At 61.0% G+C, this 21,269-nt stretch carries 19 protein-coding genes; 2 read left to right on the top strand and 17 right to left on the bottom strand.

Annotated elements, in window-relative coordinates; translation table 11 throughout:
* Position 1: 1 nt before the first annotated feature.
* The 3 genes from eno to B3605_RS11855 form a co-directional block, all read right to left on the bottom strand.
* Positions 2–1,276 (bottom strand): phosphopyruvate hydratase, encoded by a 1,275-nt coding sequence (eno, locus tag B3605_RS11845; protein WP_018899992.1) that lies wholly within the window; start codon positions 1,274–1,276, stop codon positions 2–4.
* Between the two features lie 154 nt (positions 1,277–1,430).
* Positions 1,431–2,273: a 3-deoxy-8-phosphooctulonate synthase gene (gene kdsA, locus B3605_RS11850; RefSeq protein WP_112945682.1), complete on the bottom strand. Its 843-nt coding sequence runs from the start codon at positions 2,271–2,273 to the stop codon at positions 1,431–1,433.
* Positions 2,270–3,154 (bottom strand): VOC family protein, encoded by an 885-nt coding sequence (locus tag B3605_RS11855; protein ID WP_112945683.1) that lies wholly within the window; start codon positions 3,152–3,154, stop codon positions 2,270–2,272. Before B3605_RS11855 ends, kdsA begins: the two co-directional genes overlap by 4 nt.
* 199 nt (positions 3,155–3,353) lie before the next feature.
* Between B3605_RS11855 and lexA the strand changes: the two genes are divergently transcribed.
* The gene (gene lexA, locus B3605_RS11860) at positions 3,354–4,079 is read left to right on the top strand and encodes a transcriptional repressor LexA (protein ID WP_112945684.1); all 726 of its coding nucleotides are present in this window, start codon (positions 3,354–3,356) and stop codon (positions 4,077–4,079) included.
* Here lexA and B3605_RS11865 read toward each other — a convergent pair.
* Positions 4,060–6,471: a ComEC/Rec2 family competence protein gene (locus B3605_RS11865; RefSeq protein ID WP_409457175.1), complete on the bottom strand. Its 2,412-nt coding sequence runs from the start codon at positions 6,469–6,471 to the stop codon at positions 4,060–4,062. The two genes, lexA and B3605_RS11865, sit on opposite strands and share 20 nt — an antisense overlap.
* 327 nt (positions 6,472–6,798) lie before the next feature.
* On the opposite strand from B3605_RS11865, the gene gltA reads away from it, so the two are divergent.
* Positions 6,799–8,088, top strand: coding sequence for a citrate synthase (gene gltA, locus B3605_RS11870; RefSeq protein WP_112945686.1), 1,290 nt, complete (start codon positions 6,799–6,801; stop codon positions 8,086–8,088).
* Positions 8,089–8,121: 33 nt separating this feature from the next.
* Here gltA and lpxB read toward each other — a convergent pair whose 3' ends face one another.
* The 13 genes from lpxB to rpsB all read right to left on the bottom strand — a co-directional run bounded on the left by lpxB (position 8,122) and on the right by rpsB (position 21,263).
* Entirely contained in the window at positions 8,122–9,303 is a 1,182-nt protein-coding gene (gene lpxB, locus B3605_RS11875; RefSeq protein WP_112945687.1) for a lipid-A-disaccharide synthase, read from the bottom strand.
* On the bottom strand, positions 9,300–10,181 hold the full coding sequence (locus B3605_RS11880; RefSeq protein ID WP_112945688.1) for an LpxI family protein: 882 nt from the start codon (positions 10,179–10,181) through the stop codon (positions 9,300–9,302). Before B3605_RS11880 ends, lpxB begins: the two co-directional genes overlap by 4 nt.
* A gap of 3 nt (positions 10,182–10,184) precedes the next feature.
* Positions 10,185–11,003, bottom strand: coding sequence for an acyl-ACP--UDP-N-acetylglucosamine O-acyltransferase (gene lpxA / locus B3605_RS11885; RefSeq protein WP_018900000.1), 819 nt, complete (start codon positions 11,001–11,003; stop codon positions 10,185–10,187).
* The gene (gene fabZ / locus B3605_RS11890; protein ID WP_112945689.1) at positions 11,000–11,467 is read right to left on the bottom strand and encodes a 3-hydroxyacyl-ACP dehydratase FabZ; all 468 of its coding nucleotides are present in this window, start codon (positions 11,465–11,467) and stop codon (positions 11,000–11,002) included. Before fabZ ends, lpxA begins: the two co-directional genes overlap by 4 nt.
* Positions 11,460–12,521, bottom strand: coding sequence for a UDP-3-O-(3-hydroxymyristoyl)glucosamine N-acyltransferase (gene lpxD, locus B3605_RS11895; RefSeq protein ID WP_112945690.1), 1,062 nt, complete (start codon positions 12,519–12,521; stop codon positions 11,460–11,462). Before lpxD ends, fabZ begins: the two co-directional genes overlap by 8 nt.
* 50 nt (positions 12,522–12,571) lie before the next feature.
* Positions 12,572–14,911 (bottom strand): outer membrane protein assembly factor BamA, encoded by a 2,340-nt coding sequence (bamA, locus tag B3605_RS11900; protein WP_112945736.1) that lies wholly within the window; start codon positions 14,909–14,911, stop codon positions 12,572–12,574.
* Positions 14,912–15,106: 195 nt separating this feature from the next.
* Complete coding sequence (gene rseP, locus B3605_RS11905; protein WP_112945691.1) at positions 15,107–16,240, bottom strand: RIP metalloprotease RseP; 1,134 nt, start codon at positions 16,238–16,240, stop codon at positions 15,107–15,109.
* Positions 16,241–16,268: 28 nt separating this feature from the next.
* The gene (locus B3605_RS11910) at positions 16,269–17,102 is read right to left on the bottom strand and encodes a phosphatidate cytidylyltransferase (protein WP_112945692.1); all 834 of its coding nucleotides are present in this window, start codon (positions 17,100–17,102) and stop codon (positions 16,269–16,271) included.
* On the bottom strand, positions 17,102–17,848 hold the full coding sequence (locus B3605_RS11915; RefSeq protein WP_026283284.1) for an isoprenyl transferase: 747 nt from the start codon (positions 17,846–17,848) through the stop codon (positions 17,102–17,104). Before B3605_RS11915 ends, B3605_RS11910 begins: the two co-directional genes overlap by 1 nt.
* Positions 17,849–17,892: 44 nt before the next feature.
* Entirely contained in the window at positions 17,893–18,453 is a 561-nt protein-coding gene (gene frr, locus B3605_RS11920; protein WP_018900007.1) for a ribosome recycling factor, read from the bottom strand.
* A gap of 55 nt (positions 18,454–18,508) precedes the next feature.
* A complete protein-coding gene (gene pyrH, locus B3605_RS11925; protein WP_018900008.1) occupies positions 18,509–19,231 on the bottom strand; it encodes a UMP kinase in 723 nt (240 codons plus the stop codon).
* Positions 19,232–19,324: 93 nt separating this feature from the next.
* On the bottom strand, positions 19,325–20,251 hold the full coding sequence (gene tsf, locus B3605_RS11930; RefSeq protein WP_018900009.1) for a translation elongation factor Ts: 927 nt from the start codon (positions 20,249–20,251) through the stop codon (positions 19,325–19,327).
* A gap of 244 nt (positions 20,252–20,495) precedes the next feature.
* Positions 20,496–21,263, bottom strand: coding sequence for a 30S ribosomal protein S2 (rpsB, locus tag B3605_RS11935; protein ID WP_112433827.1), 768 nt, complete (start codon positions 21,261–21,263; stop codon positions 20,496–20,498).
* Between the last annotated feature and the right edge of the window lie 6 nt (positions 21,264–21,269).

Genomic DNA, 21,269 nt, shown 5'->3' on the forward strand with positions numbered 1-21,269 from the left:
CTTAGCCGCGGATGATCGAACGGCCGGCGTACTGGGCCTGCGGGCCGAGGCCTTCTTCGATGCGGATCAGCTGGTTGTACTTGGCAAGACGATCCGAACGCGACAGCGAGCCGGTCTTGATCTGGCCGCAGTTCGTGGCAACGGCGAGATCGGCGATCGTCGAGTCTTCGGTTTCGCCCGAACGGTGCGACATGACAGCGGTGTAGGCTGCCTTGTGCGCGGTGTTGACCGCGTCGAGCGTTTCCGTCAGCGAACCGATCTGGTTGACCTTGACGAGGATCGAGTTGGCGACGCCCATCTTGATACCATCGCGCAGGCGAGCCGAGTTGGTGACGAAAAGATCGTCGCCGACCAGCTGAACCTTCTTGCCGGCCAGATCCGTCAGAGCCTTCCAGCCATCCCAGTCGTCTTCAGCCATGCCGTCTTCGATCGAGATGATCGGGTACTGAGCGGCGAGCTGCGCCAGGTATTCAGCCATTGCGCCCGGCTCCAGCGTGCGGCCTTCGCCTTCGAGAACGTACTTGCCGTCCTTGAAGAATTCGGTCGAGGCGCAGTCGAGGCCGAGGTGGATGTCTTCGCCAGGCTTGTAGCCGGCTTTCTCGATCGACTTCATGATGAAATCGAGGGCTTCCGGAGCGCTCTTCAGACCCGGTGCGAAACCGCCTTCGTCGCCAACGTTGGTGTTGTGACCCTGGGCCGCGAGTTCCTTGCGGAGCGTGTGGAAGACTTCCGAGCCCATGCGAACGGCTTCGCGGATGGAATCAGCGCCAACCGGCAGGATCATGAACTCCTGGAAGTCGATCGGGTTGTCGGCATGCGCGCCACCGTTGATGATGTTCATCATCGGAACCGGCAGGAGGTGCGCGGAAGCGCCACCAACGTAGCGGTAGAGCGGCAGGCCGGCAGCTTCAGCGGCAGCCTTGGCAACGGCCAGCGAAACGCCGAGGATGGCGTTGGCGCCGAGGCGCGACTTGTTCGGCGTGCCGTCCAGTTCGATCATGATGTTGTCGATCTGGATTTGGTTTTCAGCGTCGATGCCGCCGATGGCGTCGAAGATTTCCGTGTTGGCGGCTTCGACGGCCTTTTCGACACCCTTGCCGAGATAACGCTTGCCACCATCGCGGAGTTCGACGGCTTCGTGCGCTCCGGTCGATGCGCCCGACGGAACGGCGGCGCGGCCCATGCTGCCATCTTCGAGATAGACATCGACTTCGACGGTGGGATTACCACGGCTGTCGAGAATCTCGCGGGCGATAATATCGGTAATAGCGGTCATCGGCTCTTCTCTGCTTGAGGGTGGATAAATCGTTTGAAATTCGTCTTTAATCGAAGATGCGCAAATTACAATGCCAGTTTGGGGCCGTTTTGCGCATGCTTCGCCGCATTATTCGTGGTTGGCCTAATACACGAACGTGTCAGTCGTTTGAACGTCAGCCCTTGGCGATGGCGTCGAAGGCCAGCAGCTTCTCGAGCAGGCGCGGCATATCCTTGAGATAGACCATGTTCGGGCCATCCGACGGCGCATTGTCGGGATCTTCGTGCGTCTCGACGAACACACCGGCGACACCGACGGCGACAGCCGCACGCGCGAGCGTTTCCACGAATTCGCGCTGGCCGCCACTGGAGCCGCCCTGCCCGCCCGGCTGCTGCACCGAATGGGTCGCGTCGAAAACAACAGGCGCACCCATGGCTTCCATGATCGGCAGCGAGCGCATGTCCGAGACCAGCGTGTTGTAGCCGAAGGAAGCGCCGCGTTCGCACAGCATGATGTTCGGGTTGCCGCTGGCATTCAGCTTGGCAAGCACGTTCTTCATGTCCCAAGGCGCCAGGAACTGGCCCTTCTTGACGTTGATGGCGCGGCCGGTCTTGGCGGCGGCGACCAGCAGGTCCGTCTGCCGGCTAAGGAAGGCCGGGATCTGCAGCACATCGACGACAGTGGCGACTTCGGCGCACTGCTCCTCGGTGTGGATGTCGGTCAAGACAGGAAAACCGTATTCCTTCTTGAGATCGGCGAACACCTCAAGCGCCGTTTCAAGCCCGATGCCGCGCTGGGCCGACAGCGACGTGCGGTTGGCCTTATCGAAGGAGGACTTGTAGACAAGGCCGATGCCGAGCTTGTCGCAGAGCTCCTTCAGCGTGCCGGCGATCATGAAGGCATGGTCGCGGCTTTCCATCTGGCAGGGGCCGGCGATCAGCGACAGCTTGCCGGCGTTGGAAAACACCACACGGCCGGCGCCTTCGCCAACGGCCACTTCGGAATTGGTTTCAGTCATTGTTTCTCCTCGAAGGCGAAGAGCGCGCCCTGGCCGGGTGCGGCCTTCACCAGAATTCGATTGTTCTTGCGTGTATAGGTGATCCCGTTAGCAGCCAAATGCGCCTCTGTCACGGCGAGATCAGCAACGGAAAAGACAATCGCCGCGCCGCGCAGGCCGCGATCGGCCTTGGGCTCGGAGAGATCGTAGTAAGCGTTCAAGCCATCCGGCGACAGGATATTGATACGGGCGTTGCCGGCATCGAGGCTGACACCGAATGCCTCCTCGCGGGTCGCCTGCGCATCCGACGCCAACTGCAACAGCGGCGCGAAGGCCCTGGGATCGGAGGAAGAGAGCACGATCGACAGAATGCCCAAGACGCCGTTCGCATGCGTTTCCAACGCCTTGCGGTCGCTGGGCAGTGGGTTGACGCGCTGGCAGGCGAAGAGGAAGAAATCGGGCGCGCGCAGATCGGCCGCGAAAGCCAGGCGGAAAGCGGCGGTCGCCTCGGAACCATCCGGCATCTTCATCTGCCGGGCGAATTGCAGCATCTCGCCGCCGCTCATGCCATCGGCAGTAAAGCGGGCGTGATCGCTATCGGCATCCGGCGTGCCGAAGACGATAGCCGACAAGCCGTCGTCGCCGCAGCGGAAGCGAAAGGCGCGGTCGCGAGCGGTGAAAACGTTGCCGTCGCCGATGGCAGCCTCATAGGTCTCCAGACTGGCGACGCCGAGCGGCTCGAGGTAGGTCTTGTCGGCAAAGAAGACGCAGGCATTCTCGGTGCCGAATGGATGCCGCGCATCGGCGGCGACGGTGAAACCGAGCTTGCCCAGGCGCTCGCGCGCCATCTCGATATTGACGACCGGCAGCACCACGTGGTCCAGAGGATGGGGGTCACGCATCAGCAAATCCTCCCGAAATCGGCAGAGATGTGCGCTGGCTTTCGCCACAATGCAAGAGGCGAGCGCGGTTAAATCGAATGAAGTGCAAAATCGCGACGATTCCGAGCCAAGTTTTACGAAAATTTAGGCACTTGCGGAACACATATGGAACATATAGTGTCCGTTCTGGCTTTGTTTCACGACTCTGGGGTTCATTTCGATGCTGACACGCAAGCAACAAGAACTGCTTCTGTTCATTCATGAGCGGATGAAAGAGTCGGGCGTTCCGCCATCCTTTGACGAAATGAAGGATGCACTCGATCTCGCATCAAAATCCGGCATTCACCGGCTGATCACGGCGCTGGAAGAGCGCGGCTTCATTCGCCGGCTGCCAAACCGGGCGCGCGCGCTCGAGGTCATCAAGTTGCCGGAAGCCTATAATCCGAGCCTGCAGCCGCGACGCGGCTTTTCGCCGAGCGTCATCGAGGGCAGCCTCGGAAAGCCGCAGCCGGTGGCAGCAGCCCCTGCCCCGAAGGCAGCGCCGAGCGCCGACAACGGTAACTCGGCGTCCGTTCCCGTCATGGGCCGGATCGCCGCCGGTGTGCCGATCTCGGCGATCCAGAACAACACCCACGACATCACCGTCCCCGCCGATATGCTCGGCGCCGGCGAGCACTATGCGCTCGAGGTCAAGGGCGACTCGATGATCGAAGCCGGCATTTTCGACGGCGACACCGTCATCATCCGCAACGGCAATACCGCCAACCCCGGCGATATCGTCGTGGCGCTTGTCGACGATGAAGAGGCAACGCTGAAGCGCTTCCGCCGCAAGGGCGCCTCGATCGCGCTTGAGGCCGCCAACCCGGCTTACGAAACGCGCATTTTCGGGCCTGACCGCGTCAAGGTTCAGGGCAAGCTAGTCGGGCTTATTCGCCGATATCACTGAGTGGTGACGAGTTATCGCTGAAGCTGTCGTTGCGCCAGTCATAGGCGCGATGGCGCATCCAGGGACGGCTGAGGCTTGCATAGGCTGTTTTGACGACCGGTGCCCCCTGCTCGTCGATGCGGATTTCGACGGCTCCCGATCGCCTGAGGGTCTCGCCGGTCAACAGCATGGCGCCGGAGCGGCATGTCGCTTGGCGAAGCCGGACGGGCGTGATGACGATATCGGCCACGTCGCAGGCGGGGCCGAGATAGGCGGCGTTTTCGAGCGTCGCGATGAGGTAGCCGCTGTCGAGTGCCGTTACGCACCAGGCCGTCTTGAGGCACTGGAAGCGATTGTCGTTTGTGGAGGCCGCTGCAGCGCGCATCATGGCGCGGGATTCGCGTTGTTGTTTCGGCGTCAGCCTTGGTCGTGGCTCACCTCTTCTCGGAATGGACAAGGCCTCGCCGTCGAGCATATCGGGCGGCTTGTGGTCTTCGATCGCGAGTGCGCGCTGCCATTGCCCGAAGATGAAGTCGGGCGGTCGCTCGCGGTTGCTGGCGAGGCTGTCGCTCTTGACCGATGCCACGAGGCTTCCGTCCTCGGAGACGACAAGCTCTGGCGTGGGGGCGGCCGGGAGCAGGACAACGACGAGGGTTGCGATCGCGGCAACCGTAGCGCCGATCCATCGCAGGCGTGTGCGCATCAGCCCCCATATAAGAAAGCCGAGCACGGCGATCGCGAAGTACCACTCGGGGATCCGCCCGATATCGACACTGCCGCCCCAGCCGGACACCATCTTGGCGATGTCGATCACCAGATCGAGCCCGAAGCCGGCGACGCTCCACAGCGGCGCATCCAGGCCAAATGGCGTTGCCAACATCGCGAGCATTCCGAAGGGCATGACGATGAAGGAGATGACCGGCATGGCGAGCAGGTTAGCCGGAAGGCCATAGCCGCTCAGCCGGTGAAAATGCTCGATCGAAAACAGCGCTGTCGAGAAACCGCCGATCATCGAGGTCAGCGCGATGCCGCCGAAGAAGCGGAACGTGACCATGACCGGCTTAATTGCGGGGTGCGTGAGAAAGACGCTCTCGCGGTGCCTCCTCCTGGTCCAGACGGCAAAGCCTGCGACCAGCGCCAGCGTCGCGGCGTAGGACATCTGGAAGCTTGGGCCCAGCACCTCCGATGGGGACATCAGGATGATCAGCAGCGCCGAGAGCGCAATGTTGCGCAGGCTGATTGAGGGGCGATCGAACAGCACTGCCACCAGCATGATCGCCATCATGATGAAGGCGCGCTCGGCGGAGACGGCGAAGCCCGAGATCATGTAATAGGCCGTCAGCGCCACAAGAGCGCTGCCGGCGGCGAGCTTCTTGGTCGGATAGGCCTGCGCGAAACCGGGGAAGAGGCCGAAGAACAGGCGCAGCCCGACAAAGCAGATACCGGCCGACAGCGCCATGTTGAGGCCCGAGATCGCGACGATGTGTGCGAGGCCAGATTGGCGCAGCGCCTCGGTCGTCTCGTTGGAGATGGCACGTCTCTCGTCGGTGACCAGCGAGGCGGCGAAGGCGCCGGTATCGCCGGGCAGGATGCTGCGGATGCGGTCGCCTATGCTGCTGCGCATACCGTAGAGCCATTCCATGGCTCGATCGGCGGCGGAGAGACTGGCACCGCCCGCCTGCGATGGGACGGGCTGCGGGATGCCGTAGAAGAAGCCGTTGGCACCGATGCCGTCGAAATAGGCAGAGAAGGCGAAATCGTTGAGTTCGGGCAATGCCGGTCCGGCCGGCGGCGTCAGGCGCACGCGACCGGTCAACCAGCCACCGACCCGGACGGGCTCGCCGGCACGCGCGACGAGCGAGACCTGCTGCGGCGGACGCTTGAGGCTCGGCTCGTCCGTGCGCGTTACCCTGACGATATAGCGCCAGCGCCCATTGTCATCTCCCTCGCGCCGTTCCACGCGGCCGGTCACAGTCGTCGTCACCGCTGTATCGAGAACGACGGTATCAGCGCGCCAGGTCTCGAGCTGCGCCGCGAACATGCCGAGGACGACGAGCAGGCCTGATATCGCCACACGGCGTGTTGCGACGCGCGCCGAGCCCGCCAAGACAAAGACGAGACCGAAGAGGATAGCCCAGGCGAGAAGCCGCACGGGCTGGATATCGACAGCAAGGCGGAACCAGGCGATGGCGCCAGCGCCAAGGAAGATGGGCGACGCCAGGAAAAAGCGGCCGTGATCGAATTCCGTGCCGAATGCCTGCCGGGCGGCTGCGGTCTGGCGGTGGATCTGGCGGCTTGCGCGACTCAGAAAACCTGACGTCGACTGCGTCAATGGCGCGCGCGTCATTATGGCACGGGCATTTTGCCCTGTTACGGCCGGCAAATTGGCAATTTGCGCCGCTTCGGGTGGCATCAAAACGACGTGACTGGCATTCAACCCCGGCATGCAACGACACCCGAAAGCCACCCTGAACTGCAATCAGAATGAGGCCAGCGGAACCGAAACGCAACTATAATCGTTTGAATTCAAACGGGAAATAAAACCATCAAAAATGTCAGGTTTATCATTGACTTCCGCTATGCGGAGACGACATCGCTGGAGTGCTTAAAAGTTGATACTGCGATGCACAAAATGGCATCACGGTAACTTGGCATTAGGCGCGCGATCATATAGCTATCGCAGACGACGCTTAACCCTATGGCGCTTTTAAGGCGCCAACCGCCAGTTTGGAGGATCAGAATGACGGATCAAAGCGCAACACTGAAACTCGGTGAGAAAACAGTCGACCTTCCGGTCAAGAGCGGCACGATCGGCCCTGATGTCATCGATATCGGCGCCCTCTACAAGAACACGGCTTCCTTCACGTACGATCCTGGTTTCACCTCGACCGCATCCTGTGAATCGAAAATCACCTATATCGATGGCGACGAGGGCGTTCTGCTCCATCGCGGTTACCCGATCGAGCAGTTGGCCGAACAGGGCGACTTTCTAGAAGTCTGCTACCTGCTTCTCTACGGCGAACTGCCGACGTCTGCGCAGAAGAAGGACTTCGACCATCGCGTGACGCACCACACAATGGTGCACGAGCAGATGAGCCGCTTCTTCACTGGCTTCCGCCGTGACGCGCATCCGATGGCCGTCATGTGTGGCTGCGTCGGCGCTCTGTCGGCCTTCTACCACGACAGCACCGACATCACCGATCCGCACCAGCGCATGGTCGCTTCGCTGCGCATGATCGCCAAGATGCCGACGATCGCCGCCATGGCCTACAAGTACCACATCGGCCAGCCCTTCGTTTACCCGAAGAACGACCTCGACTATGCGTCAAACTTCCTGCGCATGTGCTTTGCCGTTCCTTGCGAGGAATATGTGGTCAATCCGGTGCTTGCCCGCGCCATGGACCGCATCTTCATCCTGCACGCCGACCACGAGCAGAACGCTTCGACGTCCACCGTCCGTCTCGCCGGCTCCTCGGGTGCAAACCCGTTCGCCTGCATCGCGGCCGGCATTGCCTGCCTCTGGGGCCCGGCTCACGGCGGCGCCAACGAAGCAGCGCTCAACATGCTGCAGGAAATCGGCACGGTTGACCGGATCCCCGAGTACATCGCCCGCGCCAAGGACAAGAACGATCCGTTCCGCCTGATGGGCTTTGGCCACCGCGTCTACAAGAACTACGACCCGCGCGCCAAGATCATGCAGAAGACGACGCATGAAGTGCTCGGCGAGCTCGGCATCAAGGACGATCCGTTGCTCGACGTCGCCATGGAACTCGAGCGCATCGCGCTGACCGATCCATACTTCATCGAAAAGAAGCTCTATCCGAACATCGACTTCTATTCGGGTATCACGCTCAAGGCTCTCGGCTTCCCCACGACCATGTTCACCGTTCTGTTCGCCCTTGCCCGCACCGTCGGCTGGATCGCGCAGTGGAACGAAATGATCGAAGATCCGCAGCAGCGTATCGGCCGTCCGCGCCAGCTCTACATCGGCGAAGCGCAGCGCGACTACGTTCCGGTTTCCAAGCGTTAATCTCGACGCATCGAAGCTCAAAAAGAAACCCGGTCAGTTCTGACCGGGTTTTTTGTTTTTCAGGACATCAAGCACGATTTCCGCGGCGTGGACGCCGGGCGGCTTTTCGGTCTGCATCCGCTCCCAGACGAGATCGTAACCTTCTATCATCGAGCGTCGCGGCAATGTGTCGGATGACAGCTTCTCGACCCAGCGCGTGAAACTCGCGCCGCGCACGACCTCGTTGATATATTCGGGCACAACAGCGTAGTCCGCGACGAGATTCGGGATCGCCGCCGTCCATATCTTGATCTTGCCGGTCATCAGCTTGATGATCCAATCGACCTTATAAGCCGAGACCGTGGGCACACCCGCAAGCCCCAGCTCCAGGATGACAGTGCCGGATGCGGCCATGGCGGCGTCGGCCTCGGCAAAGGCTTTCCACTTGTCGTCCTTGCCTGTCACCACGTCGGGCTTGACCGGCCAGTCCTTGATGATTTCGCGGACCATGGCCTCGCGGCGCGGCGCCGTCGGCAGCACAAAGCGCATGCCTTCGTTGCGGGCGGAGAGCTCGGCCACCGCGTCGCCGAAATAGGGCAAGAGCTTCGTGATCTCGGATCCGCGCGAGCCCGGCAAGAGCATGATCGTCTTCGGCTCGTTTGCCGGGCGCGGCTTGCTTGCCGCCCTCGCCTTGCGGGTCGCAAGAACATCGACATCAGCAGTCAGGCGATGGCCGACATAGCTTGTCGGCGGACCGCCCAGCTTGCGCATCACCTCGGGCTCAAAGGGCAGCACAGCCAGCACATGGTCGATATAGGGCAGCATGCGCTGCGCGCGGTATTCCTTCCACGCCCAGACGCTCGGACAGACGTAGTTGACGACAGGCAGATCAGGCAGCGCCGTGCGCACGCGCTTGGCGACACGGTGGGTGAAATCGGGGCTGTCGACAATGACGAGCACATCGGGCTTGGCGGCGATGACGGCGGCCGCGGTCTGGCGGATGCGTTTGATCAGCGTCGGCAGCTTGGCGAGAACCTGGGTGATACCCATGATCGACAGCTCGGAGAAATCAAACAGCGATGTCAGGCCCTGCGCCTGCAACCCTTCGCCGCCGACACCGATGAGTTCCACCGGGCCCGCATATTGCTGCTTCAGCGCGGTGATCAGATCGGCCGCCAAAAGATCACCGGAGACTTCACCCGCGATGATCGCGACCTTCAATGCACGCACGCTCATTCAAGCCCCCAGGATGGCAATCCACGATCCAGACCGCAGACGAAGATACCGGCTTCCTTTGCCGCCGATATGACTGCCGGGCGATCCAGGATCAGCGCGCGCCCAGCCTCGATCGCCACACCCGCCAGGCCGGCCTTGCTGGCATTCTCGATGGTCGAGATGCCGATCGACGGAAGATCGGCGCGCAGGTCCTGCTGCGGCTTGCAGAGCTTGACCAGAACACCACGCCGGCGCGCGGAAATGCGGCCGGCGGCGCGCAGATCGGCCACCCGCTGCAACATGCTGTCCGTGCCCTCGACACCCTCGAGCGCCACGATGCGACCACCAACCGAGACGGCGCCCTGCCCGACATCCAGCCGGCCGAGCGCGTCGGCTGCCGAACCCGCCTTGGCGATATCCTTGACGTCTTCGGATGATGGAGCGACAGCGCCGAGTGGACCGACGGCGGCCAGAAGATCCGGTGCGATTTCCTGTACACCGATGACGCGACGGCCATTCTTTTCGATCAGCCCGATCACCATGCGCAGCACGGTGTCATCGCCGCCAGACAGCAGGGTGCGGATGGTCGAGGGAATGCTTGCGAGCGTCTTCAGCGTCGGGCGAACCTCGCGCCATTCCGGGCGCCGGCGGACCGCGCCGGACATGACGACACGGTCGATGCTATGGCTATCCAGCATGCCGTCGATGGCGGCGAAATCGCCGACGCCGACAATGGCGTGCTCGAAACCTTCCCATGAGCGGTCAGTCTCGTTCTTCAGCGCGATGATCAGCGGGTTTTCACCGGCGCTCTTTGCAGCCTCGGCGACATAGGACGGCAGAAAGCCGCTGCCAGCGATGATCGCCAGGCGGCCTTTTGCCGTGTCACTTGTTGGAGACAAGGTTTATCCCTTCTGTCCCCGCGTCGGAGAAGAGAGCGCGCGGTCGCTTTCGGCGGCAATGAAATCGAGGATCTGGACGACCTGCTCGCAATCGGCGAATTCCTCGCGGATGGCGGCGGCGTTGTCGCGCAGATTGCCTTCGGTCTCGAAGATCGCCTTGTAGGCACGGCGCACGATATGGATGGTCGCGCGATCAATGCCTGCGCGCGTCATGCCGACGACGTTGAGGCCGCCGAGAAGACCGGGATTGCCGTTCAGCATGCCATACGGAATGACGTCGTAGCTCACGGCCGACAGACCGCCGACGAAAGCATGACGGCCAACGCGGGTGAACTGATGCACGGCGCAACCGCCGCCGAGGATCACGCGGTCCTCGATCACGACATGACCGGCCAGCATCACGTTGTTCGACATGATGACGTGGTTGCCGACGCGGCAATCATGGGCGATGTGCGAATTGGCGAGAAACAGATTGTTGTTGCCAACGATTGTCTTGCCGCCGAAATCGGCGGTACCGGTGTTGATCGTCACACCTTCGCGCATCGTGCAATTGTCGCCGACCGTCAGCGTCGTCTCTTCGCCGCCATGATGGACGCTCTGCGGATCGCCGCCGATGACAGCCATCGGGAAAATCCGGCATCCCTTGCCGAGCGTGGTGATGCCGCTGACGATGGAATGGGCAAGCATTTCGGTGTTGTCGCCGAGCACGACCCGCGGACCGACGTGGCAAAACGGACCGATCTTGACGTTCTCGCCGATCACGGCGCCGTCTTCGACGACTGCCATCGGGTGAATGCTGGCACTGGCTGCGATCGTGCTCATGCGTGATCCTTGCGCACGATCATCGCGCCAATATCGGCTTCGGCGACCAGCGCTCCATCGACCTTCGCATCACAGTGGAACTTCCAGATGTTGCCACGCTGCTTCTGCTTGACGACATGGTACTCCACCCGGTCGCCAGGAACCACAGGCTTGCGGAAACGGGCGTTGTCGATGGTCATGAAGTAGACCAGATTGCCGCTTTCGCCCTCTTTCTTCGCACAGATCGCGCCGGCCGTCTGGGCCATGCCTTCGACCAGCAGGACGCCTGGCATGATCGGCTGCTCCGGGAAGTGCCCGGTGAAATGCGGTTCGTTAGCCGTCACGTTCTTGATGCCGATCGCTGAATCATCGCCGTCGATGTCGATGATCTTGTCGACCAGCAGGAACGGATAGCGATGCGGCAGCAACTTCATGATTTCGATGATGTCAGCCGAGGAAAGCGACTTCTTGACTTCTTCAGCCATTCTTTTCTCCCGTTTTCTTGGGGCCCGTCGTCCGCATCATGACTGCCGCGACTTCGCGCAAAAAGTCATGCGCCGGCCGTGCAGGTATGCCGCCGTAGCGCTCCCCGGCGGGGATGTCGGACACTACGCCGCTCATGGCAGCGATCTGGGCACCGTCGTTAATTGTTATATGGCCTCGAATGCCGGAATGACCACCGATCTGCACGCCATCGCCGATAATGGCGCTTCCGGCGATGCCGACCTGCGAGACAACAGCGCAGTAACGGCCAATGCGAACATTGTGGCCAATCTGGACGAGGTTGTCGATCTTTGTCCCCTCGCCGATAACAGTGTCATCCATCGTGCCGCGATCGATCGTCGTGTTGGCGCCGACCTCGACGTCATCCTGCAGGATGACGCGGCCGATCTGCACGATCTTGATCATGCCACGAGGACCCGGCGCGTATCCGAAGCCGTCCTGGCCGATACGAGCGCCGTTGTGGATGATCACGCGATTGCCCACCAGCGAGCACAGGATGCTGGCGCCGCTGGCGATCGTGCAATCACGACCGATCTTGACGCCTGGCCCGATGACGGCGCCGGCGCCGATGCGCGTGCCCTCACCGATCTCCGCATGAGCGCCGATGACGGCGAACGGCTCGATCTCGACATTTGCTTCAAGTCTGGCCGTCGGATCGACGGACGCACGGTCGGAAACATCCGCGCTCGCAGAGCGCAAACGCTGAGGCGTCAGGGCGCTCGGATAGAGCATCCCACCAGCCATCGCGAACGCGGCATGGGCGTTTTTCGACACGAGAACAGGCACATGCGCCGGCACGATCGACTGCAATGCCGAACTCACCAGCACAGCGGACGCCTCGCACGTGACGAGTTCGTCCTTGCTCTTCTTGGAAATGACGTAACAGAGATCGCCCGCCTTCGCCCGGCTTACGGGCGAAACGGAACGGATCACGATGTCGGCATGTTTGGGGTCAGCAAGCTCCGCCCCAAGAAATTGCGCTAGCTCCGAGAGCTTCACACCGTCATGGGGCGGAAAGAAATAGGTTTGCTCCATCGGCAAATCTCCAGAACGGAATTCGATTTTACGGTTCCGGACTGCCGATATCAGAATTGGTTGTTGATGCCAAACTTGAAGTGCTGAACCTTGTCGTAGTCTTCCTTCAGGACCGGGATCGCGTAGTCGACGCGCAGAGCGCCGAACGGCGAGTTCCAGACGATACCGACACCGACCGAAGCGCGCAGCGAAGCATCTTCGCCGTTCACGAATTCGCCAGCACCGGCACTGACCTTGTTGCCGAAGAGCGTACCAGCATCAGCGAACACGGCGCCACGCAGACCGAAGTCACGCGGGAAAGCCGGGAGCGGGAACGATGCTTCGGCCGAAACCGTGAAGTAGGTGGTGCCGCCGAGCGGATCATCCGGACCACCGCCGATGCGCGGGCCGATACCCTTGTTCTCGAAGCCGCGGATGTCGCCGTTCGTCAGCGTGAACTGATCGAAGACATGCAGATCCTTGCCGAAGCCGACGACGTAACCGGCAGAACCGGCAACCGAGCCGATGATGTCGGCGTCGTCAGCAAGCGTGTGGAAATAGCGCGCCTTGCCGTAGATCTTGTAGAACTGCGAGTCACCGCCGAGGCCGGCGATTTCGTGCGTCAGGCTGGCGTAGATACCTTCACGCGGCAGAACCATGTCGTCGAGCGTGTTGTAGGTCAGCGTCTGCGAAACAGACGACTTTACCCACGGGCTGTTGTTGACGAGGTCCTGGTATGGCGTGGACAGATCAGCGAGCGATCCCGACGGATCGTACTTCATCTGCTTGTAGTTGTAGCGGAACGTCGTCGCCAGATCTTCGGTGATCGGCGCAGTCGCGCGCAGAACGACGTTGTTTTCTTCGTAGTCGTAGTTGTCGTTGCTCGACGTCTCGCTGTGGTTGATGTCGAAGCCGACAGCCAGACGATAACCGAGGAAGTAAGGCTCGGTGAAGTTCAGGCCGTAGGTACGCGAACCTTCCTGACCACCACCGGCAGACACCTTGATGTACTGGCCGCGTCCGAGGAAGTTCTTTTCTTCGATCGAGGCTTCGAGCAGCAGGCCGTCGCCGCCGGCAGCGTAACCCGCGCCGATACCGAATGAACCGGTTGCCTGGTCCTGGACGTCGACGACAACGACGACGCGGTCCGGCGAACTGCCGGGCTGGGTCGAGATGTTGACGGTCGAGAAGTAGCCGAGAGCCTCAAGGCGACGCTTGGCCTTGGTGATCATCTGCTGATTGAAGGCGTCGCCTTCGCTCATGTCGAACTCGCGACGGATGACATAGTCGCGCGTGCGGCTGTTGCCGCGGATTTCGATACGCTCGACGTAGGCCTTTTCGCCCTGGTCGACGAGGTATTCGACGCCGATGGTGTTGTTGTTGAGGTCGCGGTTGCCACGAGGCGTGACGCGGGCGAACGGATAGCCGGCCGAAGCCACCTGATCCGAAATCGCTTCCATCGACTTCTGAACTTCCTTGGCGTTGTAGACCTGGCCTTCATGGGTGCGAACGAGACCCTGAAGCTGCGCGCCATCGACACCCTGAACGGTGGACTGAACGGAGATTGCGCCGAAATCGTAGCGCGGGCCTTCTTCGATGTTGAAGGTCAGCGTGTACTTGTTGGTCGTCTCGTCAAACGCCGCGTCGGAAGACACGATGCGGAAGTCGGCGTAACCACGGTTGTAATAGAACTGGCGGAGCGCTTCTTCGTCTGCATGCAGCTTGTCAGCGCTGTAGACGTCCTTGCGGGTCAGGAAGGACAGGAAGTTGCTTCGCTTGGTGGCGATGACCGATGCGAGACGGCCAGAGCTATAGGCGTTGTTGCCGACGAAGTTGATCGAATCGATCTTCGTGCGGTCGCCCTCATTGATGACGAATGCGAGGTTGACGCGACCCTGACCGAGCGGAACGACCTGCGTCGTTACGTCGACTTCATTGCGGCCGGTCGCCGCGTAGGCATCCTTGATGGCCTGAATGTCGGCCTGGATCTGCGTTTCGTTGTAGGCGCCGGAGGACTGCGTCTTGACCACTGCCGAGAGCTTGTCGTCCTTGATCTTGCGGTTGCCGTTGAACACGACCTGGTTGATCAGCTGAGCTTCCTCAACATTGACCACCAGCGTGCTGCCGGAAACGGAAATCTTGACGTCGGAGAAGTAGCCCGTGTCGTAGAGCTGCTTTACGGAGTCGTCGATGTCGGTATTGGAGAAGCTCTTGCCGGGCTGGATCGTGAGGTTGGACCGCACAGCTTCGGCACCGACGCGGTTTGCACCACGAACGTCAACACGCTGAATGACTGCAGCCTCGGCAGCAGAAGCCGAGATGAACACTGTCGCACCCGCTCCCGACGCAACGATACCTGCAGACAGCGCAACCGCCGATACTGCGTTCAAAAATCTTGAACCAGCCTTCATTTCACCCATTACCTTTTTTCTCGTCCCCATCACCAGGCGTCCCCCGATTCCGGTCACGTGTGTCGTTTTACCCGCTTTTGATATACAAGCAAGGGAGCTAGTTAATTTCTGTTTACTTCATTTCAAAGCGTGACGCTTTCGCCACTACAGCTTTGAAACATCGTAAATAAATCGTAATTTTCCCTCGTCCCGCAATCAGCCGATCAGAGCACTAATATCGTTCCACGTGGCAAAAACCATCAGGCTCAGAACCATGGCCAGTCCGATGCGAAACGCAACTTCCTGTGCCGACGATCCCAACGGCTTTCCCCTCACTGCTTCAATCGCATAGAACATCAGATGGCCGCCATCAAGTACCGGAACCGGCATCAGGTTGAGTAATCCGATAGAAACAGACAATACAGCAGCCAGCTGAAGCAAAGCTGCAACGCCCAGCGTCGCCATCTGGCCGGATGCCTGCGCGACACGGATCGGGCCACCGAGCTGGTCAGGCTTCATGTAGCCGGAGACCAGATTGCCGATATATTTGAAGGTACCGGTGACGATATGCCAGGTCTGCAGCGTTCCCTCATGCAGCGCTTCAAGCGGCGTGTACGTCTGCTGGCGGAAGTGTCCGACGTCCTGATTGGTGACAATGCCGATCAGGCCGATCTCGATCTTGTTACCGAACTGGTCGGTCATCTCGGTGCGTTCAGGCACCATCGGCACATCGATCTTCTCGCCGTTGCGTTCGATCGTGACGACGATTTTCTGCATCGGGCGGATGCTGACGTAGCGGCGCACATCGTCGAAAGTCTGCACCTTCGAGCCGTCGATCGCGATCAGGAGGTCGCCCGGCACGACGCCGGCCGTGGCAGCAACGCTACCCGGCTTGACCTCAGCCACGACGGGATCGGCGACCGAGCGGCCGTAGATCGAAAACAGGACGGTGAAGATGGCGATTGCCAGGATGAAATTGGCGATCGGGCCGGCGGCGACGGTTGCCGCGCGCTTCCAGAGCTTGGCGCCGGCAAAGGACCGCGCACGCTCTTCGTCCGACATCTGCGCGAGCTTGCCCTCATCCGGCTTGCTCGACGCATCCTCGTCACCGAAAAACCGGACATAGCCGCCAAGCGGGATCAGCGAGAGCTTCCAGCGCGTTCCATGCTTGTCGGTGAAGCCTAGCAGTTCGGGACCAAACCCGACCGAAAACGCCAGAATGCGGATGCCGCTCCAGCGACCGACGAGGTAATGCCCCATCTCGTGCACGAACACCAAAAGAGAAAGCACGAGCACGAAAGGAACGATATATCCCGTCAGAAACCCAAAAATTTCGGTCAAGCCTGCCATAAAATCCTTCCGTCAGCCTCTATCGACATTATCCGCCGAACAAGGCTGCGCCCAGCGACGCCATTTCTCCGCCCTTTATCAGCGAAAAAAGCCCGGCAAGCAAGAACGCCGCAAAACAGGCGAAAATGAGCCCGTCAACCCGGTCCATGACCCCGCCATGCCCCGGAATGAGATGGCTCGAATCCTTTACGCCGAAGCGGCGCTTGATGAAGGATTCGAAGAGGTCGCCAGACTGGCTGCAGACGGACAGCACGAGGGCCACGAAGGCCGCTAATGCAATGCCATCGGGAAATGCCGCGTAGGCCACCAGCACACCGGCAATGACCGCGCAGACGGCGCCACCGATCGCACCCGACCATGTCTTGCCGGGCGAGATCCTTGGCGCCAGCTTCGGCCCACCGATGGCGCGGCCGATGAAGTAGGCCAGAATGTCGGTTGCCCAGACGACGGCGAAGACGAAGAGCATCGCGTGCAGGCCGGCTGCATCGCTGCCGCGAATATTCGCGAGCGCAATCCCCGTCAGCCCGGCATAGACAATCCCCGCCGGGAACCAGCGCGACACGCCACGGGTGACGACAAAGCCGACAGCGATGGCGAAGAACAACACGAGAAGGATCAGCGAGTAGCCGACAGTACCGGATACAACAGCAACGGCGATCGCCGCCTGCCCGATCCAGCCGATCGCATTGGCAACCGGCTGCTCGGTGGCAAGGCGGGTGATCGTCGACCACTCATGATAGATCAAAAGCCCGATCAGGGCCGACAGCAGGCTGAAAGCGAGCCCGCCATACCACGTCGCGGCAAGCACGATGACGGCGAGGATGATGCCCGAGATGATACGAAGCTGCAGTTCGCGTTGCATCAGGTTCCCACCGCCGCCGCGGTTTCGGCGACCAGACCACCAAAGCGGCGGTTGCGGGAAGCGAAGGTCTCGAGCGCCGCGTAAAGCGTCTCGCGGCTGAAATCCGGCCAGTAATCGGGAATGAAGATGAATTCCGAATAGGCGGCCTGCCAAAGCAGGAAGTTCGACAGGCGCTCTTCGCCGCTGGTGCGGATGATGAGGTCCGGATCGGGAATGCCTGCCGTGTCCAGCCGGGCATTGATGAGCGCCGGCGTAATATCCTGCGAGCGCAGCCGCCCCTGCTCGACATCGCGTGCAAGGCTTGCCATGGCGCGGGCGATCTCATCGCGCGAGCCGTAGTTGAAGGCGATAATCAGCGTGAGCGCCGTGTTGGCTTTGGTGGTCTCTTCGGCGTCGATCAGCAGATCGAGAATGTCGTTCTGCAGGCTGTGGCGATCGCCGATGATCTTCACGCGCACGTTCTGCTTGTGCAGTTCGGCGAGGTCGCGGCGGATGAATGCCTTCAGCAGGCCCAAAAGGTCCGACACCTCGGTTTCCGGACGGCGCCAGTTCTCCGACGAGAAGGCGAAAAGGGTGAGATACTTGACCCCGATGTCGCCCGCTGCGCGCACGGTCTCACGCACGGCGTCAACGCCCTTGCGATGCCCCATGGTGCGCGGCAACCCCCGCTGCTTTGCCCATCGACCGTTGCCATCCATGATGATGGCAACGTGTTCTGGCACAGTCACAAATGTTCTTTCCAACATTTCCCGTCCGGTTTTTAAGGTCCAAGGCGCAGGCGCTTTGCGCCTTAGACCTGCATGATTTCCTTTTCCTTCTCGCCAAGCAAGCGGTCGACCTCAGAAATCGTGTCGTCTGTCATCTTCTGCACACGATCCGACTGCGAGCGGCTCAGGTCTTGCCCTATGACACCGTCCTTTTCGGCTTTCTTAAGGCCGTCCATGCCGTCACGGCGAACATGGCGAATCGCAACCTTGCTTTTCTCGGCATAGTCGTGTGCGACCTTGACGAGCGACTTGCGGCGCTCTTCGTTGAGTTCGGGCAGCGGAATGCGCAGATTCTGGCCGTCGACGATCGGGTTGAGGCCGAGATTGGCTTCGCGGATCGCACGATCGACAGCGCCGACCATAGACTTGTCCCAGACCGAAATGCCGAGCATGCGCGGCTCCGGTACTGTCACGTTCGCGACTTGGTTGAGCGGCACGCGCGAACCATAGGCTTCGACCGTGACCGGGTCGAGAATGTTCGCCGATGCGCGACCGGTGCGCAGCGATGCGATATCGCTCTTGAACGCGTTGATCGCGCCATCCATGCGGCGCTTGATATCGTTGATGTCGATGCCTTCACTCATAGCAGTGCTCCCGTCTCGGTAGAAGCTGCGGCGCGCTTTGGGCGCCGCCACTCTGTCAGTTGTCGGTAACGATGGTCTTCAGACCGCCGCCCCGGAGGATTTCAGCAAAACCGCCCTTCTCGTGGATCGAGAAGACGATGATCGGAATGGAATTTTCGCGTGCCAGCGCGACCGCCGCAACGTCCATGACGGCGAGGCCCTTGTCGAGCACTTCCTTGTGCGTCAGCTGGTCGAAGCGCGTGGCATCGGGCACCTTCTTCGGGTCGGCGGAGTAGATGCCGTCGACCTGGGTACCCTTGAAGATCGCCTCGGCGCCCATTTCGGCGGCGCGCAGGGCTGCGGCCGAGTCGGTCGTGAAGAACGGGTTACCTGTACCACCGGCGAAGATCACCACACGGCCCAGCGAAAGATGATAAAGCGTCGCGCGCTGCGAGAAGCTCTCGCAGATCTCCGGCATGGCGATCGCCGACAGCACCACCGTGTCGATGTTGAGCTTGCGCAACGAGGTCGCCAGCGCCAGCGCGTTGATGACGGTCGCGAGCATGCCCATGTGGTCGCCCGTGACGCGGTCACCGCCCTTGGAAGCGACGGCCACGCCGCGGAAGATGTTGCCGCCGCCGACGACCACGCCGACTTCCACACCCATCTGCCGCGCTTCGGCTATGTCGGCCGCAATGCGGTCGGCCACCGCTACATCGATTCCAAATCCCTGGCTGCCCATGAGGGCTTCGCCGGAAGCCTTGAGTAGAACACGTTTGTAGACAGGCTCTGACGACATCTTGGCTCCTCGTATATTACCGCTGAGTGCCGGATACACGAAGGGCACCGCGTTGTCACGCGATGCCCTTCTGTTTTCACATATATAGGACGATCAGCTCTTGGCGACAGCAGCCACTTCAGCAGCGAAATCGCTCTCTTCCTTCTCGACGCCTTCGCCGAGCAGGAGGCGCGCCATGCCGACGACTTCGATCTTGGCGCCAGCTTCCTTGGCAGCGGCTTCAACAGCAGCACCGACCGTCAGGTCGGGGTTGATGACGAAAGCCTGCGAGAGAAGAGCAACTTCTTCGAAGAACTTGCGCATGCGGCCGTCGACCATCTTTTCGATGATGGCTTCCGGCTTGCCGGATTCGCGAGCCTGCTCGATGAAGACGTTGCGTTCGCGTTCTGCAACGGTAGCGTCGACTTCTTCAGCGCGGATCGCGAGCGGGTTGGTCGCAGCAATGTGCATGGCAACCTGGCGACCGATCGAGGTCAGGACAGCCTTGTCGCCTTCCGACTTCAGGGCAACCAGAACGCCGAGCTTGCCGATGCCGTCACCGGCAGCGTTGTGGATGTAGGTCGCAACAACGCCATGCTCGACTTCGAGCTTGGCAGAGCGACGCAGCGTCATGTTTTCGCCGATGGTGGCGATCGCGTCCTTGATGGTGTCGGCGACCGGCTTGCCGGATGCCGGGTAGGTCGCAGCCGAGATGGCTTCAACCGAACCGTCGGTCGTCAGGGCAACGTTGGCGATGCCACGAACCAGATCCTGGAAGGCGTCGTTACGGGCAACGAAGTCGGTTTCCGAGTTGAGCTCGACGACAACAGCCTTGTGGCCGGCGCCGGCGATGGCAACGAGGCCTTCAGCAGCAGCGCGACCAGCCTTCTTGTCGGCCTTCGAGATGCCCTTTGCGCGGAGCCAGTCGATCGATGCTTCGATGTCGCCGTTGTTTTCCACCAGCGCCTTCTTGCAGTCCATCATGCCTGCGCCGGACTTCTCGCGCAGTTCCTTCACCAGTGCAGCCGTAATCTCGGTCATAAGCTTCCTCTTGTCGGTTCAAACGGTGGCCCGCTAAAGCGGTGCGGCACCGGATTGAGGCACGAAATGTACCTGTATGTATGACAGCGTGATGAATGACGCGTCATAACGAAACTCAAATGGCGAGAGACTTTTTCCCCTCGCCTGAAATGGTCAAGGCCGCCCAACTTCATGAAAGTCGCGAGCGGCCTTTTCCCAATCTCTGGAAAGCATGGCGGACCATTTGATCCGCCTGCTTCTTTTATCAGGCTTCGGCTTCGCCTTCGAGCGCCGGCTCAGCCGGAGCTTCGATCGATGCACCGAGGTCACGGCCCGACGAGCTCTGCTGACGAGCGATACCGTCGATGGCAGCGCGCGAGATCAGGTCGCAGTAAAGAGCGATGGCGCGCGAAGCGTCGTCGTTGCCGGGGATCGGATAGTCGATCAGATCCGGGTCGCAGTTCGAGTCGATGATCGCGACAACCGGGATGCCGAGGCGCTTGGCTTCGTCGATCGCGATCTTTTCCTTGTTGGTGTCGATGATGAACATCAGGTCCGGCGTGCCGCCCATGTCCTTGATACCACCGAGAGCCTTGTCGAGCTTTTCGCGCTCGCGCTCGAGGTTCAGGCGCTCTTTCTTGTTGTAGCCGGACTGTTCCGAAGACAGGATCTCGTCGAGCTTGCGCAGACGCTGGATCGAGTTCGAAATCGTCTTCCAGTTGGTCATCATGCCGCCGAGCCAACGCGAGTTGACGTAGTACTGAGCGGAACGCTTGGCCGAGTCAGCGATGAGCTCGGAAGCCTGGCGCTTGGTGCCAACGAACAGAACGCGGCCGCCACGGGCTACGGTGTCGGAAACAGCCTGCAGAGCGCGCGACAGAAGCGGAACCGTCTGTGCGAGGTCGATGATGTGGATGTTGTTACGATCGCCGAAAATGTACGGCTTCATCTTCGGGTTCCAGCGGTGAGTCTGGTGGCCGAAGTGGACGCCTGCTTCAAGCAGCTGGCGCATAGAAAAATCGGGCAATGCCATGCCTTG

Source organism: Rhizobium sp. UBA1881, assembly GCF_002338015.1.
Taxonomy (GTDB): Bacteria; Pseudomonadota; Alphaproteobacteria; order Rhizobiales; family Rhizobiaceae; genus Rhizobium.